Source organism: Bacillus sp. FSL H8-0492 (genome assembly GCF_038006145.1).
In the GTDB taxonomy this organism is placed as follows: Bacteria; Bacillota; Bacilli; order Bacillales; family Bacillaceae_G; genus Bacillus_A; species Bacillus_A mycoides.
Window position 1 is genome coordinate 4,670,634 of record NZ_JBBOUP010000001.1, and the last position, 19,553, is coordinate 4,690,186.

The window sequence follows — 19,553 nt, forward strand, 5'->3', positions numbered from 1 at the left end:
ATCATTTACCAAACTATGAATTTTGCTTTATTTCACTCACTACCGCATTCTTCTTATGCATATACACATAAGAAATACTAGAAACTATGATAACGATGCCACCAAAATATATACCATACTCGGTCACAAGGGTTACTATCATTTCTATATGCTTTCCAAATATAGAGCCTAGCACAAAGTAAACTAACGTCCAAATAAATCCTGTTACATATGAATAAATCGCATACGTTTTAAATGACATGTTATTCATTCCTACTAAATACGGTACGATATGTCTCACAACGGGGATAAAATAACTTATTACTAATGCATAATGACCATATTTCCCTACTATCTCTTGTGATTTTAAAAGGTACTTCGCCTTCTTCTTTTTCATCAATTTTTTAAGCACTCTTATGCCAAATATTTTCCCTAGTATGTAACCTAAAGAAAGCCCAGATACAACGCCTAAATATGTTAATAAAAACGCAGGAATGACGCTTAATACGCCTAATGAAGATACAAATCCACCACTCATTACAATCATTTCATCTGGAATCGGCATACCGATAATACCAAGCCATAAACAAAAAAATAGTGCCCAATAACCATACTGCTCAATGTATGATATTAATTCATGTAGCTCCATTATGCATATGCTCCCCTTAGCTCTTTTTTACAGCTAAAGACGTAGGCTGGCGGGAAATTAAACCAAACTTTTTCTAGTGTAATTTCAGGGAAGAAATGCTGTATAAATCCTTTTTTTACAAGTGAATATTGAAATGTAATGAATTCACCACTCTCATGTATCGCTTCCATTGCGTTGTTTAAAATGCGTTTTGAAACCTCTTCTGGTAAAGATGTGAAAGGCAATCCTGATAAGACGTAATCAATGCATTCTATATTGAGCTCTTCCATATACGTCTTTATATTTTCAGCTGAACCATGTACAACAATGACATTCTGCTCATCTTTAAATTTTCTCTTTAGCTCTTTGAAAAACACTTCATTAATTTCGATAAGAAGAAATATTGTCTCCTTCTTCTTTCGCTTCATAATTTCTTTCGTAAAGACTCCTGTACCAGGACCTAATTCCACAATGCACTTCGCTCTATTAAAATCAATTACATCTACCATTTTCTTTGCTAATATTTTTGAACTTGGCGCAATCGCACCAGTATGTTTCGGGTGTTTAATAAATTCATGTAAGAATGTTATGAGTTGCATGTAAATCTATCCCCATTCGTTCAATAGTTTTTAACTTGTGTTTAAGTATAACTATCGTTTCTTAATAAAAATTGAGGAGATTTCTTAAGATTTTATGAAGAATAAAAAAACAGCTACCGCCTATAGCGATAGCTGCTCCCTTATTACTTCGCACTCACAATCTTATAATAAGAGCGAACTGTTAAGAAGTAATATCCGATATAAATGACACCGTATACTCCGATACTAATTAGGAGCGGAATCATAATTTCAAACGGTAGTATGTTCCCTAAACCTTTTAATGCAAACAAGCTGTGTAGAATTCCGATTACTAACGGAATCGCAAAGATAAAGCTTACTTGTTTTGCGATAGCTTTTTTCATTTCCTGTTTCGTTACCCCGACTTTACGAAGTACAACATAACGCTCACGATCAGCATTTGCTTCTGTTAATTGTTTAAAGTAAATGATAGAACCTGTTGCTAGTAAGAATACAAGCCCTAAGAACATTCCGATGAACATCATTAGTCCAGTTGCTTCAAGTCCCATATGGAAACCAGTATAGAAGTCTCTAAATGGTGGTGCCATTTCTGATTCACCAGCTGGCATCACTTTTGTTAATTTTTCTGTTAATACTTTACTGTTTCTTTCATCTTTTACATCAATATTTTTCACAACACGTGTTCCAAATGCTTGCTTCGCTTGTTCATACATTTCATCTGGAACGACAACAACTAATTCACCTAAGTTCGTAATTGCATTATTATTTGCACCTTGGATCGTCAATGTCTTCGTTTCATTTCCAATTTGGAATACCGCTTTATTTCCTTTATATTCAGGGCTAAACTCATACCCTTCAATATAAGAACTATCATATATAAAGGCTTCACCGGCAGCTATATTCACTGTTTCTACATCGATTTTTTTAGCAAGTTTATTAAATTCAGATTGAGATATAAATTGATATTTCTCTGAGATACTGTAGTTCATATTAAAGATGAAATCGACTTTAACTCCTTCAAACTTTCCTTTTACAGGAACCATCTCAGCTTCAAATTGATCTTTTACAGGATGATTCTCTTTTTCCTCAGCAAAAATCGCATTTACTTTCTTATCTAGTTCTGCATCTTTCTTCTCATAAGAGTAGCTGTATGGTGCAACTGCTTTTGATTGTGTAAATGTATTGTAATACATCGTAACTGACGTACCAACTGCTGTTAATGTTACCGCACTTAAAATAGAAATTGTCGCAAGTGACTTTGCATTCCCTTTAATACGATATAGTAGCTGTGACGTCGTTACCATATTCATACCGTTATAAAACGATGATTTATTATTTCTTGCACGTTTCAATACGAATACAGTAAAGAACATAAATAGTAAGTACGTACCTAATACTGTCGCAAGTAAAATATAAAGTGCAACTGCCATAAAGTTTGCATACATAATTGCCTTCATAAACATTAACGCTAAGAAATAACCTGAACCGATTAAGAAAACTGAAATTAATGCCATAATGACAGATCCTTTTGGCATTGCTTCTCCTTCACGTTCTGCGCGGAAAAGTTCAATTAACTTAAAGCGATAAATTAAACGATACCCTTGGAGTGATGTATATAAAATAATCACAAAGAAAATAATTGCTGTATCAATAATGGCAGCCATCGGTACTTCAAAATGAACGTTTAAGTTTAACCCCATCATACTTACTAGTAGTTCAAGGAATAGTTTTGAAAGGACGCTACCAATCGCAATCCCAATAATTAAAGACATTAATCCCATTAACATATTTTCATAAAAGAGCATTTTACCGATCTGTCTTTTTCGAATACCTAGTAACGAATATAGCCCAACTTCTTTTTTACGCTTCCGTGTAAAGAAACCGTTCGAATATATAATGAACACCGCTACGAAGATGATTAGCATGACACTTGAAACTTGAAACGCACCGCTAATTTTTTTAGAACCTTCCGCAGCTTTTTCCATTTGCGAATTATATTGTAGTGCTTTAAATGTAAAGTAAATTACAATACTAAAAATCATAGATGCAAAATATACAAAGTAGTCTTTAAAGTTCCGCTGTATGTTGCGGAGGGCAATGCTAGATAAGGTCATCAGCCATACCTCCAGAAATGGAAGACATTACGTCAACGACTTTTTGGAAGAACTGTTTACGTGTTGATTCGCCGCGGTGCAATTCTTTATATAACTCACCGTCTTTAATGAAAATAACTCGTTTACAGTAACTTGCGGCAAACGCATCATGCGTTACCATTAAAATTGTAGAGTTATCATATTCATTTAACGACTTCATACTTTCTAGTAAGTCTGTTGCCGATTTTGAATCAAGTGCTCCAGTCGGCTCGTCTCCGAAAATCATACTAGGACTTGTAACGATTGCACGCGATGCTGCGCAGCGCTGCTTCTGTCCACCAGATACTTGATATGGGAACTGACTTAAAATATGATCAATACCGAACTTCTTCGAGATTTCAAGAACACGGCGATCAATTTCATTAGCCTTCACCTTTGATAACGCAAGTGGTAAAGCAATATTTTCTTTTACCGTTAACGTATCTAATAAGTTATAATCTTGGAAAATGAATCCCAAATGATCACGGCGGAATAACGCCAACTTATCATCATTCATCTTCACGATATCTTTTCCATCAATTAAAATTTCACCGTTCGTCGCATTATCAATTGTAGAAAGGACATTTAAAAGAGTCGTCTTACCAGAACCAGAAGGTCCCATAATTCCAACGAACTCCCCTTCTTTTACTTGTAAGTTAATACCTTTTAAAGCTGCAAATTTATTACCACCTGTGTCATACACTTTTTCAATATTTTTTGCTTCTAACACTGTTTTCATCTCGACATCCCTCATTTCTTCTATTCTCTATTTTCAACTATATACACTCTCTACTCTTGCCACTATCGATGTTTCTTACACAAACATGACAGTTATGTAAGGCACATAAGTAAAGACATAAAAATTTAACCTACTGAATGAAAGTACTTTGTTACTATAGCATTGGGATATCATGCCATCCATTCATTCTCCTTACAGGAACATTACAATTTTGTAAGGTTAAAAATGCACCCTACAAAGCTGTGCACGAAATATCGGATGGAGCTATTTTGTTCCTGATATTCTATTTATAGAGGAGGTCATATAATGGATTCACTTAAAAATATGAATGCGGCAATGCAGTATATTGAAGACAACCTTACACACGAAATTGATTTTAAAGAAGTAGCAAAAATAGCTCTCTGCTCCGAATATCATTTCAAAAGAATGTTTTCTTTTTTAGCTGGCATATCACTATCAGAATATATTCGCTGTAGACGTCTTACGCTTGCTGTCTTTGAACTAAAAGATAGCAATGCAAAAGTCATTGATGTCGCTATAAAATATGGCTACAACTCACCAGATTCATTTACACGTGCATTTCAAAATTTGCACGGAATAACGCCTTCAGAAGCTCGAAGTACTAGTCGTTCTTTGAAAGCTTATTCACCAATGACCTTCCAACTATCCATTCAAGGAGGAAATGAAATGAACTATCGAATTGAAGAAAAAGGGCCATTTCAAATCATTGGTATACAAAAACGAGTACCGATTGTTTTTAACGGTGTAAACGAAGAAATTGCTTCTATGTGGAAAAGTTTAGACAGCCAATCAATCGAAACATTAAAGTCCCTTTCAAATATTGAACCTACCGGAATTATTAGTGCTTCTACGAATTTTTCTGAAGGAAGAATGGAGGAAAAAGGCGAACTCGATCACTATATTGGAGTAGCCACAACGAAAGATTGTCCAAAGCAATTCAAACAACTTGAAGTCGCAAATTCAACATGGGCTATATTTGAAGCTGTCGGTCCATTTCCTGATGCATTACAAAATGTGTGGGGACGTATTTATTCCGAATGGTTCCCTTCTTCGAACTATGAACTAGCGGAAGGACCGGAAATATTGTGGAATGAAAGTAAAGACGTATCATCGCCGAATTTCAGAAGCGAGATATGGGTACCTGTTTTAAAAAAGTAATATAAAGGTCTAAAATTTTTCAAAATAAAGAAGCTGCTCTTCCTCTTTAAAGGAAAAGCAGCTTCTTATTTTATACTTCTTCTCGACTCGTTCTTATACAAGAAAATAGTAATAATTGCAAGCACTATAATAACTCCAAAAGTAAATACCCTGTAGTTCGAGATAGCCTCAGTACCGATTAACAAAGCAGGTATAACAGCCATAATTAAGCCACCAAACATACCGACAAACGATCCTACACTTTGTTTTACTATTTGAGTTTCTGATACCCAATCATAATAACCAAATCGATTATTAATAAAAATCCCCCATACTGCCGAAAAGAATGAATATGTTATCGGTGTTATTACGATGAAAAGAGAACTCCAAACATCTAGTTTTAACCCTATTATCAGTAATACGGCACTAATAAGTGATGCAGGTATACTTAATGAAAGATTCATAAGTATTTTACTGTCATAAATCATCTTTGGCGTAATAGGTAACGACTTAATAATCCATACATTTTTTCCTTCTAATGACAATGACACACATGTTGTGCACGTCATCGAAATCGCTGCTGCAATAGCAAATGGCGCAACCTTTTGCAACAGGGTCTCAATTCCAGGGTACGCTATTAATTGCCTTGGTCCTACTACAACTATAGCTAGCGAGAAAGCTATCGCCATCACGACTCCCATTCCACTATTTATGACATACACTGTAGAAGAGAAGAAACGTTTCAGCTCTTTTTTATACAATGCGACCAATACACTTTCTTTTCTCATGCCATGAATCTCATAATTTGAAAGCATATGATAAGTGGTAATCTCTGTATTTATTTGCTTATATTTTAACGAAAGTATTTTTACAAAAAGATAATACCAAATAACTGATATCCCAACGAATAGGATGAAAGCTACAATATCAGCATGAACAATTGCTTTTTGAAACATGTTAGCTAATGGATACACTTTAGTTAATTGCTCCGAAACAATTGCACCAATCCCGTTCATATCATTAAGGCTATATTGAGCATTTCCGTTTTTTAGCATAAAGAAACCGAATGTAATCATTACTATGAAACTTAAAATCGTAGTTATTTTATTCGTATTTTTAAATTTAGAAGCGATTGCCGTAATCGCAGCTCCAAAGACCGCTGCGATTGTTGTTGGAATTAAAGATGCTATAAACATACTGATGAACCACATAAAGTAAAAAGAAACTGATGGCTTCTCATGTATGCCATAAACAACTCCCATTGGTAGCATGATTATGATTGAAAAGATCGTATTCAGCAAATATAAATACAAAAACCTACTTGTAATAACAGTACTTACACGAATCGGTAATGACATTAAAAGGTCGTAGTCCTTAAAGGCAAAAATCTCTCCGTTTGCCTTAAATATAGTGAAAAACAACGTCAATACACTGCTAATAACTAATGCATAAACTGGGATAATTTCACTTATTCCTAGTTTCACCAACCCATATGCTGAGGCACCACAATATAGCATTAACATGACACCCACCAAGGCAATAGACACTGACAACAAAATCTTATTCTGCTTCTTCTTTTTATCTTTTTCGTATTTAAAAGTATTTAAACCAAGCTGTGTTATCAAGCGGATTTTTAAAAGATCTAGACTACTAATATTCATTAGCAAGCTCCTTCATAAAGAGCTCTTCCAATGAACCTTCCTTTATTAAAGAATTCACTTCCCCTGAAAGTGCTAATTTCCCTCTATTAATCATCGCTATTTTATTACATAACTTCTCCGCCACATCTAAAACATGCGTAGAAAAGAAAATCGCACTTCCCTTTTCACAAAGCTCCTTCATAATACCTTTCAACACTACAGCAGCCTTTGGATCAAGACCAACGAAAGGTTCATCTAAAACTAATAATTTCGGTTTATGCAAAACCGCTGATATAATCGCCACTTTTTGTTTCATACCATGTGAATAAGAAGATATTAAATCACCTAGGTACGGTGTAATCTCAAAAGCATCTCCATACTTTTGTATCTCCTTTTCCCGATCTTTTGCAGACACTTTAAACACATCCGCAACAAAGTTTAAATATTGAATTCCTGTTAATTGCTCATATAAATCTGGATTATCGGGAATATACGCCACTACTCTCTTACATGCAATCGGATCCTTTTTTACTGAATATCCATCAACAAAAATTTCACCCTCTTCAAAATCTATAACTCCAACTAACGACTTAATTGTTGTACTTTTTCCCGCACCGTTATGCCCAATAAATCCAAAGATATCTCCTGCTTGAACAGTAATATTTAACTGATCTACTGCTTTTTTTCCACCTTTGTATGTCTTACTAAAATTTATAATTTCTAACATGTGATTTCCCCCAAACTATCTTTTTAACTGAATTTTCAGACCTAAAAGTGAAAAATTTACTCAGCGAGCTTTTTCGTTATCCCCACTGAGTATTAAAATTTCTTAACACATAGAAACTATAAATATAAAATTTGACTAGTACAGTTCACAATTGCATTTCTTTTTTATAAACTACATATGAATATATCATCGTACCAACAACCAGTACAACGACAACGCTTAACAAACAAATCATCTTCCACATTCCCGGAAGAAACGAGGAAAATATGATTACAATACCACCAATCATCATAATCTTTGATCCTATCCTATGCGTTTTTCTCCATACATTTTCACTACTTAAAGTCCATGGTGTCTTAATACCTATGAAGAAATTTGGTTTACATTGCTGCATATAATTGCCGAGTACAACGAAAAGGATACCGACCATTATGTTCACAACAATTCCAATTGGAACGTTATATCCTAAACCATTTGCTAGTGTCATCATATTAATAGTAAATAAGAAAAATAAAATTGCTCCATTTATCCTTCCAAGTGCTTTAGGAAATTTTTTATAGTTATCGTACTTCGGATCGATCTTAGGTAATACAGTCACTAATACATATATAAAAACCATAATTGCTACATCAAAAATCATCATTCCCATTTTTGACATATATCCATCTACTTCACCAGCAATGTTCCAATGACTCGGAACTTCTTCTGGCAAATGTGGCCAAGCAAACGCCCAAGCTATACAAGTTATAAGAATTAATATAATTGCAAAAAGATGCTTTTTCATTTCCCCTCTTCCCCCTTATTTGTAAATGTAAACACCCAAGTCAATAAATCTTGAAAGACAGTTGTGTTCAAAGAGTACACAACGAATTGCCCTCTTTTTTCATCTTGAATAAGTTCAGCATTTTTAAGTGCATTTAAGTGGTGTGAAATACTTGGCTTTGTCATGTTGAACTGTTCAGCAATTTCCCCAGCTGTTAAATCGCCTTCTTTTAATAAATCTAAAATTTTTCGCCTTGTTGGGTCTGCTAATGCTTTGAATGCTTGATTCAATGTCTTTCTTCCTTTCACTAATTAGACATTTAGATATTTATCTAAATGTTAAAATGATTTCAGTCAATTGTCAATTATATATAAGGCCCTTTTTACTTTTTCCACTTTTGACCCATACTGTTTACTATATAAATCCTGTTTAATCTTTCATCATATAAATACGCCACAACTATGCTATGTATAACAAAAAAGGAAAGCCTATTCATTTGATTTCTTTGTTTTTACTTCGTACGGGGCAAAAAAGGCTCTGAACGCTTCTATGCATGGCTGGATCCTCTCTCTCCCCTAAAAAGACAAGTTCTATGTCGTCTTTTAAACTTTTATATTTATATAGCTCTCATTTCAACATAATGAAAAGACTTGAAACACATGATACACTATAGCTACAATTGTTTTTTTAGGAGGAATATACATATGTATAAAATTTTAATCGTTGAAGACGATCCAAATATTTCATCATTATTACAATCTCACATTCAAAAATATGGCTATGATGCTGTTGTTGCGGAGAACTTCGATGATATTATGGAATCGTTTAACGCCGTGAAACCACATCTTGTTTTACTTGATGTAAACTTACCGAAATTCGATGGTTTCTACTGGTGCCGTCAAATTCGTCATGAATCTACTTGTCCAATTATTTTCATTTCAGCTCGTGCTGGTGAAATGGAACAAATTATGGCGATTGAAAGCGGTGCGGATGATTATATTACGAAGCCGTTCCACTACGACGTTGTAATGGCGAAAATCAAAGGTCAATTACGCCGTATTTACGGTGATTATGCACCAAATATTTCTGAACGTATCGTTGAGGTTGAAGGACTAAAACTATTCCCTGAGCGTCCAGAAATTCATTTTGGAGCTGAGCAAGTTCTTTTAACGAAGAAAGAAGCAATTTTAGCAGAAATGCTATTATCTAAATTCCCGCGTACAGCGAGTCGTGAAGATTTACTAGCCGCTCTTTGGGACGACGAAAGCTTCGTTGAGGAAAATACATTAAACGTAAACATCACGCGTCTTCGTAAAAAGTTCAATGAGCTTGGTATTGAAAATGCTATTGAAACAGTACGTGGACTTGGGTATCGTTTTAACGCAACTTGGAGTGAATAAACATGAAGCTATTTTTACGTGATCATTTTGCATTTTTCCTACTATATGTATTAAACTTCGGAATCATTTTCGTTCTTTATGATGCAGTAGACGGATTTCAAAATAATAAGTTTTACTTCATCGTTTTAAGCTTATACTTATTCATCTGTTTCCTCGCTTATCGTTACGTTCGTAACCGTAGAATGTACCACAGATTAAGTGAACCACCAGAGAAAATGGAAGATGCGTTTATTGAAAGAGCGACTGCTCCTATGCCCCACAGTGTAAACGAGCTCGTTCGTACGCAATATCGCCTATTCCAAAAAGACCTACAAACATTCGAAGTAAAACAGCAAGAACACCAATTATTTATTAACCATTGGGTACATCAAATGAAAACGCCTGTTTCTGTTATGCAGCTTATGGTGCTTGAAATGGAAGATGAGCATTTAATCCCTAAATTCAAAAAAGAGCTAGAGCGATTAAATCAAGGGCTCGATATGGCTTTATACATGGCAAGATTAAATAACTTCCATGAGGACTTCCATGTTGAGACGATTTCATTAAAAGATGCTGTAACAAAAAATATTAACGGGTTGAAAGAATTATTCATTCGAAACGGAGTCTTCCCCGTTTTAGAAGTTCATTCAGATTTAAAGGTTGCTTCTGATGCGAAATGGCTAAAGTTCATCATTTATCAGTTAATGACAAATGCAGTTCGCTACTCTGGTGAGCGCGGAAAGAAAGTTTTCTTATCAGCTTATCGCAATGGTAAAGATATTATTTTGGAAGTTCGTGACGAAGGCGTTGGTATTCCGCAAGAAGATATTCGAAGAGTATTTGAACCTTTTTACACTGGAAAAAACGGTCGTGCATTCGGAGAATCTACTGGTATGGGGCTTTATATTGTAAGTAAAATTTGTGATTATTTAGGTCACTCTGTGAAACTAGACTCTGAAGTTGGTAAAGGAACGACGATTAAAATCATCTTCCACAACGCTGCAAACAATCAAGCAGAAAACACGGAGAAGGTGACCGAAGCATGACCATAACATATGCTAGCAAAATGTATGAGAACTTACTCTCATACATTTTTTGCAATAAGACTACATATCGGCCTGCTAACGGGAGGCATATATTATGACATTTTGGCAGTTTGCATTTAAAAATGTAACGCGCAACTCAAGAGCTTATTTTGCCTATTTTTTAAGCAGTTCCTTTTCCATTGCTGTGTTCTTTTCATTCGCTGTTTATTTGTTTCATCCAAAATTACAAAATTCCACTATGATCTCTGAAATTTCAGGATTAATGATTTTTTCAGAAGTTGTTATTGTTTTGTTCTCGTTCTTTTTTTTACTCTATTCAATCGGATCGTTTTTAAAGGTTCGTAAAAAGCAATTTGGGATTTTAACTGTTTTAGGTATATCAAAAAAGCAATTACATCGACTCGTTTTCACTGAAAATATGCTAATTGGTATTTTATCTATCTTTTTCGGTATGCAGTTTGGATTTGTATTTTCACAATTTTTCTTATTAGTGACAGCGAAAATTACACACCTACCAGGGATATATTTATATATACCTACGAATGCTTTCATTTTAACAACGATTGTGTTTCTTGGTCTCTTTATCGCTGTATCTGCATTCACACCAATGCTTATTCGAACAAAAAAAGCAGTGCACCTTTTAAAAACAAACAATGTAAAACAAAAAGAAAGAAAACCATCCATATCCATTTCTCTATTTGGTGCTATCTGTTTATTAGGTGGTTATATTTTAGCTGTAAACCCTAAATATTTTTTCTCAATAAACCCGCAAGTAGGCGTTATATATATGGTTTCAAGTATTTTTGTGATTCCAGCACTTGTTACAATTGGGACATATTTTTTCTTTTCTCAAATTAGTTTCTTACTTATTTATATTTTAAAGAAAAGAAGAAATTTTTATATGAAACGTATTAATATGCTTTGGATTTCGGATTTAGCAAGTCGTATTCGCACGAATATCAATATGCTTTTTATTGTAGCGATGCTATCTACAATAGCCTTCACAATGATTACATTTCTATATGGATTTGGAAAGTTTACAAAGCTAGATGTTACGAGAAGTTCACCTTTTCCATTTTCTTATTTTTCATATGACGCAAATCCTTTTGCTAACAAGCATTTAACTTGGCTTGAACAGCAGTTACAAAAAGAAAATTTCTCTTATAAAAAGATAGAAGCTGATTTATATGAAACACCACTGAAAGAAGATGAAGGTATAACGGCTTACAATGACGTCTATGCAATGAAACAAAGTGACTATAATAAGCTTGCAGCTTCCCTACGAATGAAACAACTATTCATGAGCGATAACGAAGCATATGTCTTAAGCGATAGCGCTTATTTCACCTTATTTAGCCAATTTGAGCCAAGCTTCAATAGAAAATCCATTACACTTTCTAGCACAAATACGATATTACAAGTAAAGGGCTATGAACAAGTAGGGGCCATTCCATCTAACTTTTCATATCAAACTTTAATTTTACCTGATGTTGTTGTAAACAACTTACCAAGTACAACAAAGCATATATCAGCGTACAATTATAACGTACAAAATTGGGAAAAGACGTATAAAATTGCTAATGATTTTATGAAAAAAATACAAAAAGATCGACAGGAATTCCAATACGAAGGCCCCCTTATCCGCCCCTATGAATCAGCAGACTCATTATATAGAATCACATCAGGAAGTGCTGCATACTTCCTAATCGGGACATTCTTAGGTGTCATTTTCTTTATTGGAGCAGGTAGCGTTCTTTACTTCAGAATGTATACAGATTTAACGAACGAACAAGAAAAATATGTAGCAATTTCAAAAATTGGTGTAACAAATGCAGAGATGAAACGATCTGCAACCATTCAACTTAGCATTTTATTTTTCGTTCCATATGTTATGGCATCCATTCATACAATGTTCGCAACAAAAATGCTTCAAGATGTAATTGATTTATCACTATTCAAAGAAATTTCAGCCGTTCTTATTATTTTTGGCATAGTTGAAATCGTCTTTTTCTTATTCATTCGTTCCTTTTACATGCAAAAGTTATCAGAGTATACGAATGGTTAAGTTTTATGAATATATTAGTACAGGAAAAGGGTATCTCTTATATCCTTTTCTTCTTCACTCTATTAGGAGGTTTAGGCGCATGACATTTTGGCAGTTTGCATTTAAAAACGTGACGCGGAACGCCAGAGCTTATTTCGCCTATTTTGTAAGTAGTGCGTTTTCCATTGCAATTTTCTTCTCGTTTGCAGTTTATTTATTTCATCCTAAATTGCATATGACAGGCGTGAATGCTGCTCTGAACATATTAATGACAATCTCAGAAGTTGTCATTGTATTCTTTTCATTTTTCTTTTTACTATATTCAATCGGTACTTTCTTAAAAGTACGAAAAAAACAGTTCGGGATTTTAACAGTACTTGGCATATCTCCAAAGCAATTAAAGAGGCTCGTATTTCTAGAAAACATGCTAATTGGTGGCCTATCCATATTTTTCGGCATTCAATTTGGCCTTGTCTTTTCACAGTTCTTTTTATTAATTACCGCCAAAATTACGCATGTGCCTGGTTTATATTTATATTGGTGGCCTACAGCTGCTATCGTTTTAACTATAGTTATCTTTCTTGGACTCTTCATTCTCGTATCATCTTTTACACCGATGCTAATCCGTACGAGAAAAGCTGTACGTCTTTTAAAAGAAGGAACAAAACAAAAAGAAAGAAAAGCATCTGTACTCATCTCTCTCTTTGGTGCGATATGTTTAATATCTGGATATGTTTTAGCAGCAAACCCACTATATTTTATGTCACTAGGAGATATCGCTGGGCTTTTGTACGCTGCCTCCTGTATATTTGTCATCCCATCACTTGCTGCAGCTGGGACATATTTTTTCTTCTCACAAATTAGCTTCTTACTCATTCGCATATTAAAGACGAGAAGAAAATTTTATATGAAACGTATTAATATGCTTTGGGTTTCTGATTTAGCAACTCGGATTCGGACAAATATTAACATGCTCTTTATCGTGACGATGTTATCGACACTCGCTTTCACAATGATTACATTCTTATATGGGTTTGGGAAATTCACAAAGTTTGATGAAATAAGGAAAAACCCTTTCCCATTTACTTATTTATCACATACTGAAAATACGTTAGCTGATGAACATTTAAATTGGTTAGAACAAAAATTTAACGAAGAGCAGTTTGCTTATAAGAAATTTAAAACGGATATATATGAAGTGTCTTCGGCAGAAGATAACGCGCAGCTCTATTATGCAATTAAACAAAGTGACTATAATGTACTTGCTAAAGCATTAAATTTGGAAACGCTCACCGTAAGTAATAATGAGTCTTATATCCTTATTAAAGACATAGATGATCAATTCATTGGAACAGTTTTTGATCAAGAAAAGAGAAATACTCTGACACTTACTCAAAACTCTTTACATCTACAAGTGAAAGAATATAAAAGTTATAACCCTTTCCCGAATAGCTTAATATCACAACTTCTCGTATTATCTGATGAAAATGTAGAAGCTTTATCAACCGCTTCAAAACAGATGAGTGTATATAGCTTCAAAGTTCCAGATTGGGAAAAGGCACATAATATCGGTTCAGCATTTATAACAAAAATTGATAATGACAATGCAGCTATTCAGGCAGAACATCCACCGTTCCACGCAAGTGAAGCAAGTGACTCTTTATACAACAAGAAACTAAATGTTGCTTCCTTTTTCTTAATCGGAACTTTCCTTGGCGTTATTTTCTTTATTGGTGCTGGCAGTGTTCTTTACTTCCGAATGTATACAGATTTAACAAATGAGCAAGAAAAGTATATAACGATTACAAAAATTGGTTTAACAGAAACTGAGATGAAGCAATCTGCTACAATCCAACTTGCTATTTTATTCTTCGTCCCTTACATTATGGCATCCATCCATACGATGTTTGCGACAAAGATGCTACAAGATGTATTAAATCTCTCGTTCTTCGCTGAAATTACAGTCGTGCTTATGATTTTTGGAACGGTTGAAATTCTCTTTTTCCTTTTAATTCGTTCCTTTTATATGCAAAAGTTATCACAACATATTAAGTTTTAAAAATAGAAAGGTGATTATTATGGAAGAGGTATTACACATAAAAAACGTCTCAAAAGTGTATGAAGGAAAAGTCCCTCATACTGCTTTAAAAAATATAAATTTACATGTAGATAAAGGAGAATTTGTTGCTATCATGGGACCATCTGGTAGCGGTAAATCTACATTTTTAAACGTTATCTCTACAATTGACTCCCCTACTTCTGGTGATGTCGTGATTAATGGAAAAAAACCGCACACATTTCGTAGAGAGAAACTAGCGATTTTCCGCCGCCAAGAGTTAGGGTTTGTTTTCCAAAACTTTAACCTATTAGATACACTAACAATCGGTGAAAATATCGTACTGCCTTTAACTTTAGATAATGTTCCTTTAAAAGAGATGGACGAAAAACTCGATAACATTTCAAAGAAACTTGGAATTGATCATATTTTGGACAAGCGTATTTTTGAAGTTTCTGGAGGACAAGCACAGCGTACCGCGGTAGCACGCGCTGTTATTCATCATCCGTCACTTCTACTTGCGGATGAACCGACAGGAAACTTAGATTCTAAAGCAGCAATTGATGTAATGGAGCTATTTACGAAATTAAATAAAGAAGAGGATGCCACAATTTTAATGGTTACTCATGATCCGTTTGCAGCAAGTTATTGTAACCGCGTTATTTTCATTAAAGATGGTGGGCTTTACAATGAATTACACCGCGGACTATATCGCGAGAAATTTTATCAAGAAATATTAGATGTTTTAGCATTACTAGGAGGAAGACGTGGATGACATTTTGGCAATTCGCATTTAAAAATGTCTCTCGTAATTCTAAAGCATATTTCGCCTACTTTGTAAGTAGCGCTTTTTCTATCATGGTTTTCTTTTCATTTGCTGTTTATACGTATCATCCGCGCCTACAAAATGTTCAGAGCTATCAAGAACGAGATACCCTGATGAACTTAGCTGGTTCAGCACAGTTTGTCATTGTCTTGTTCTCATTCTTCTTCCTGCTTTATTCACTTGGAACATTTTTAAATGTAAGGAAGCAACAATTCGGGGTATTAACCGTTCTTGGTATATCAAAAAAACAATTAAAGCGACTTTTATTTACTGAAAATATGATAATTGGAATACTGGCTATTTTTGTTGGTATACAAGGCGGGCTTGTGTTTTCTAACTTTTTCTTACTAGTTACTTCTAAATTAACAGGTGCGAAAGGCCTCTACTTATATTGGCCTACAAAGGCAATTATCGTTACAACATTAACTTTTATTATTTTATTTTTCATCGTTTCTACATTTACACCGATGTTCATTCGTACTCGTAAAACAATTCGACTAATTAAAGTTACTAAAAAAGAAACAGAAGAAAAAAGACCATCAATAATAATCTCGTTGTTTGCCTTAACTTGTTTAGGACTATGCTATTATATTGCTGGTTATCCGCAAGGCTATGTAACGGAAAAAAATGTACAAAATGGATCTGTATTCTTTATCATATTATCTATTTTGCCACTCGTAGTAATCGGGACATATTTTTTCTTTTCACAAACATTTCTTCTCTTCATCTTCATTTTAAAAAAAAGAAGAAAGTTTTATATGAAACAAATAAATATGTTATGGATTTCAGATTTAGTTGCTCGTACTCGTAGTAATATTAATGTACTTTTTATCGTTTCTATGTTGTCTGCACTTGCATTTACAATTATTATTGGGCTGTTTGCTGCTAATAACAATACAAAGGCATCGGTATTAGAGCGATATCCTGTCCCCTTTACGTATACATCAGAAGGTGAAAATTCCCTAGAACAAAAGCACATTACTACAATTGAAACTGAGCTTACAAATGCTAATTTTCAATACAATAAGTATAAGTTTACAGTTTTAAAAGATACAGCTTTAAAAGAAGAGATTGCGCTTATGAAAATGAGTGATTATAACTCGATTGCTAAGCAATTACAGAGACCAGAAATAGCTCTTGATTCTACACAAGTTTATATTATTTCTCGTCATTCACCAGCGCTCTTAAATCTTGTATCAAATCCATTTGCAAAACAAGATACAATTGCAATCGGATCTAATAAAAAAGAATTTCATATTAAAGGATTTATTAATAAAGGGATAGAACCATCCTTTGCATTCCCCCATTTAATTGTTGTACAAGATTATGTTTTTGACAATATGATTCCTCATATTGAAACGACCGTAATCTATAACTACTTCGTAGAAAACTGGGAAAATGCAATGGTTCCAACAAAAAATATGTTACGTGCTATTGGTGATGATGCACGTGAGTTCTACGAAAAACATAAAGAAAAGAAAGCGCAAGTTCCTTTCTACATATATACGGCTACTGATGAACTAGTTCACGGTAAAGAAGATGCAATTGCTAATTTCTTTATTTGGGCATTTCTCGGCTTTATTTTCTTTATCGGAGCAGCTAGCGTTTTATACTTCCGTATGTATAACGACTTAACGACTGAAAAACAAAAGTACATTACGATTACAAAACTCGGCTTAACAGAATCGGAAATGTTTCGTTCTGCAACGATTCAGTTAGGAATTTTATTTTTCATTCCTTATATAGTTGCTGGTATTCATACAATATTTGCGATTAAGTTTTTACAAAGCATGTTTTCTTTCTCTTTATTAAAAGAATTAATCATTATACTTACGTTGTTCGGGATTATCGAGATCATTTTCTTCTTCTTAATCCGTTCTCTGTACATTAGTAAATTATCACAGCATATTAGAACGTGAATAAAGTGAAACTTTAATCAGTGGGGGGTTTTGTCCCTCCCCACTGATTATTAGTTGAACCAATTGGGCTTTTACGGGCAGTTGGGTCTCTCACCTAACTTCTGTGCTTTACACCCAATTTTTAAGATGAGAGTCTTACTGCCCGTTAATGCGGAATAAAATGGCCTTGTGCGTATTGCACAAGGCCATTTTCAATAGTTTTTAAATAATTAGCAGCAATATCCACCATAGCCGCCGCCATAGCCACCATAACCGCCGTAACCACAAGAACCGCCGCCTCCGCCGAAGCAGCTAGCACCGATGATAATTAATAAAATAAACAATACGATTAGAAGCGCAAAACCGCCTCCGCACCCACGTCTGCGGTCGCAATCATCATGTCTGTGTTCACACTTTTCGCTCATTACTCTATTCCTCCTTTAGTATCATTCATAACAAGATCGTCTTGCTCTAAATGAGGGGATTCCATTTATATTATGTTTTCAGGGCAAATAGGAAGCTTGGCACTCCTAAAAACGGGCTTGTTTCATGAAAAGAGCCCCAACACAAAAAGAGGATACCTTTAAATAGGCACCCCCTTCTTCTAAACAAACATATTAAGTAAAAGCGCAAAGCCGAATGCAATAAATGATAACAATGTCTCCATCACCGTCCACGTTTTAAACGTTTCTTTTACTGTCAAACCTAAATACTCTTTTACAAGCCAGAATCCTGCATCATTTACGTGAGAAAACATTAATGAACCTGCACCGGTTGCAATAACGAGTAATTCTAAATTTACACCAGACATGTGCTGAATAACCGGTGAAACAATTCCAGCTGCTGTCGTTAATGCTACAGTAGCTGAACCTGTTGCAATTCGGATTAATCCCGCTACCATGAACGCTAAGACGATTGGTGATAATGAAATATGTTCTGCCATTTGAGCGATGGCTGTTCCAACGCCGCTTTCAATTAATATTTGTTTAAATCCACCGCCTGCACCAATTATTAAAATAATGGAACCGACAGGTAGTAAACTTTCATCTGTTAATTTTTTAATCATCTTTTTATTAATTCCTTGTTTTATACCAAGCAAATAAAACGCTGCGAAACATGAAATAAGTAAAGCGATTACCGGACTTCCCACAAATACTAAAAATTCAGTTATTTTTTCCGGTAATGAAATATATGGTGCGACTACTGATAAAATCATTAAAACTACTGGCAGTAAAATAATAAAAAATGAAACTTTACGACTCGGTAAATCAGTTGATACTGTCGTAACTCGAACAAGCTCCGGTTCATTTTCAGGTATAACCCTCTTATGTACCCACTTTGCAAATACCGGTCCTGCGATAATTGCTGTTGGTAACGCGATAATTAATGAATACAATAGTACCTTTCCTAAATTCGCATTATAAATACCGATTGCTGTCATCGCACCTGGATGCGGCGGCACTAGCCCATGTACAATCGATAATCCAGCAATAACAGGTAACGCAATTAACAATATATTTTGTTTCGTTGTTTTTCGAATTGAAATAACAAGTGGTAATAAAATGACGATTCCCACTTCAAAAAACACTGGAATACCTATAACAAATCCGGCGAATAACATTGCCCAAGGTAATTTTTTCACCCCAAAGAATCGAATGAAGAAATCTGCTACTTGCATGCCAGCCCCTGAATCGGACATCATTTTCCCTAAAATTGTTCCGAGAGCCAAAATACCAACTAAATGCCCTAGTACACTACCAACACCAGTTTCATAGGCAGTAACAATTTTGGTCAAGTTCAACCCAGACATAATAGCTAAAAATAGACTAGCAACTGTTAAACTAATAAACGCATGCCATTTCCACCATGATACCCCTAAAATAACAATTGCGATCGCAATTAACGTGACGATTAATAAGTATATATCCATATCCCATTCCCCTTCGATATGAAATTTTTT

General features: G+C 34.5%; 17 protein-coding genes. 7 read left to right on the top strand and 10 right to left on the bottom strand.

Annotated features, from left to right (window positions below):
• Positions 1 to 13 precede the first annotated feature (13 nt).
• The 4 genes from MHH66_RS24095 to MHH66_RS24110 form a co-directional block, all read right to left on the bottom strand.
• A complete protein-coding gene (locus MHH66_RS24095) occupies positions 14 to 628 on the bottom strand; it encodes a DedA family protein (RefSeq protein ID WP_078184702.1) in 615 nt (204 codons plus the stop codon).
• Complete coding sequence (locus MHH66_RS24100) at positions 628 to 1,206, bottom strand: class I SAM-dependent methyltransferase (RefSeq protein WP_002123387.1); 579 nt, start codon at positions 1,204 to 1,206, stop codon at positions 628 to 630. Before MHH66_RS24100 ends, MHH66_RS24095 begins: the two co-directional genes overlap by 1 nt.
• Before the next feature lie 143 nt (positions 1,207 to 1,349).
• Complete coding sequence (locus MHH66_RS24105) at positions 1,350 to 3,299, bottom strand: ABC transporter permease (RefSeq protein ID WP_033707248.1); 1,950 nt, start codon at positions 3,297 to 3,299, stop codon at positions 1,350 to 1,352.
• Positions 3,286 to 4,056 (bottom strand): ABC transporter ATP-binding protein, encoded by a 771-nt coding sequence (locus MHH66_RS24110; RefSeq protein WP_078184703.1) that lies wholly within the window; start codon positions 4,054 to 4,056, stop codon positions 3,286 to 3,288. The genes MHH66_RS24105 and MHH66_RS24110 overlap by 14 nt, the downstream gene beginning before the upstream one ends.
• A 306-nt stretch (positions 4,057 to 4,362) precedes the next feature.
• Between MHH66_RS24110 and MHH66_RS24115 the strand changes: the two genes are divergently transcribed.
• A complete protein-coding gene (locus MHH66_RS24115) occupies positions 4,363 to 5,235 on the top strand; it encodes an AraC family transcriptional regulator (RefSeq protein WP_063218166.1) in 873 nt (290 codons plus the stop codon).
• 65 nt (positions 5,236 to 5,300) lie between these two features.
• Here MHH66_RS24115 and MHH66_RS24120 read toward each other — a convergent pair whose 3' ends face one another.
• The 4 genes from MHH66_RS24120 to MHH66_RS24135 form a co-directional block, all read right to left on the bottom strand.
• Positions 5,301 to 6,875, bottom strand: a complete 1,575-nt coding sequence (locus tag MHH66_RS24120) for a putative ABC transporter permease subunit (protein ID WP_078184704.1) — start codon at positions 6,873 to 6,875, stop codon at positions 5,301 to 5,303.
• On the bottom strand, positions 6,865 to 7,581 hold the full coding sequence (locus tag MHH66_RS24125) for an ABC transporter ATP-binding protein (protein ID WP_002167491.1): 717 nt from the start codon (positions 7,579 to 7,581) through the stop codon (positions 6,865 to 6,867). Before MHH66_RS24125 ends, MHH66_RS24120 begins: the two co-directional genes overlap by 11 nt.
• Positions 7,582 to 7,726: 145 nt before the next feature.
• Positions 7,727 to 8,365: an SdpI family protein gene (locus MHH66_RS24130; RefSeq protein ID WP_078184705.1), complete on the bottom strand. Its 639-nt coding sequence runs from the start codon at positions 8,363 to 8,365 to the stop codon at positions 7,727 to 7,729.
• Positions 8,362 to 8,634: an autorepressor SdpR family transcription factor gene (locus tag MHH66_RS24135; protein ID WP_001070538.1), complete on the bottom strand. Its 273-nt coding sequence runs from the start codon at positions 8,632 to 8,634 to the stop codon at positions 8,362 to 8,364. Before MHH66_RS24135 ends, MHH66_RS24130 begins: the two co-directional genes overlap by 4 nt.
• A gap of 414 nt (positions 8,635 to 9,048) precedes the next feature.
• Here MHH66_RS24135 and MHH66_RS24140 point away from each other — a divergent pair, with 414 nt between their 5' ends.
• The 6 genes from MHH66_RS24140 to MHH66_RS24165 all read left to right on the top strand — a co-directional run bounded on the left by MHH66_RS24140 (position 9,049) and on the right by MHH66_RS24165 (position 17,614).
• Entirely contained in the window at positions 9,049 to 9,744 is a 696-nt protein-coding gene (locus tag MHH66_RS24140; RefSeq protein ID WP_000276730.1) for a response regulator transcription factor, read from the top strand.
• Between the two features lie 2 nt (positions 9,745 to 9,746).
• Entirely contained in the window at positions 9,747 to 10,769 is a 1,023-nt protein-coding gene (locus MHH66_RS24145; RefSeq protein WP_002167488.1) for a sensor histidine kinase, read from the top strand.
• Between the two features lie 94 nt (positions 10,770 to 10,863).
• A complete protein-coding gene (locus MHH66_RS24150; RefSeq protein ID WP_078184706.1) occupies positions 10,864 to 12,834 on the top strand; it encodes an FtsX-like permease family protein in 1,971 nt (656 codons plus the stop codon).
• A gap of 79 nt (positions 12,835 to 12,913) precedes the next feature.
• On the top strand, positions 12,914 to 14,872 hold the full coding sequence (locus tag MHH66_RS24155; RefSeq protein ID WP_063218170.1) for an FtsX-like permease family protein: 1,959 nt from the start codon (positions 12,914 to 12,916) through the stop codon (positions 14,870 to 14,872).
• Between the two features lie 19 nt (positions 14,873 to 14,891).
• Positions 14,892 to 15,644, top strand: a complete 753-nt coding sequence (locus MHH66_RS24160) for an ABC transporter ATP-binding protein (protein WP_000393251.1) — start codon at positions 14,892 to 14,894, stop codon at positions 15,642 to 15,644.
• Positions 15,641 to 17,614, top strand: a complete 1,974-nt coding sequence (locus MHH66_RS24165; protein WP_078184707.1) for an FtsX-like permease family protein — start codon at positions 15,641 to 15,643, stop codon at positions 17,612 to 17,614. The genes MHH66_RS24160 and MHH66_RS24165 overlap by 4 nt, the downstream gene beginning before the upstream one ends.
• 209 nt (positions 17,615 to 17,823) lie before the next feature.
• Here MHH66_RS24165 and MHH66_RS24170 read toward each other — a convergent pair whose 3' ends face one another.
• Together MHH66_RS24170 and gntP are read right to left on the bottom strand one after the other, a co-directional pair.
• A complete protein-coding gene (locus MHH66_RS24170; RefSeq protein WP_002112522.1) occupies positions 17,824 to 18,018 on the bottom strand; it encodes a YjcZ family sporulation protein in 195 nt (64 codons plus the stop codon).
• A gap of 179 nt (positions 18,019 to 18,197) precedes the next feature.
• Positions 18,198 to 19,523 carry a gluconate permease GntP gene (gene gntP, locus MHH66_RS24175; RefSeq protein ID WP_078184708.1) on the bottom strand — a complete coding sequence of 442 codons (1,326 nt, stop codon included), beginning with the start codon at positions 19,521 to 19,523 and terminating at the stop codon, positions 18,198 to 18,200.
• Positions 19,524 to 19,553: the final 30 nt, after the last annotated feature.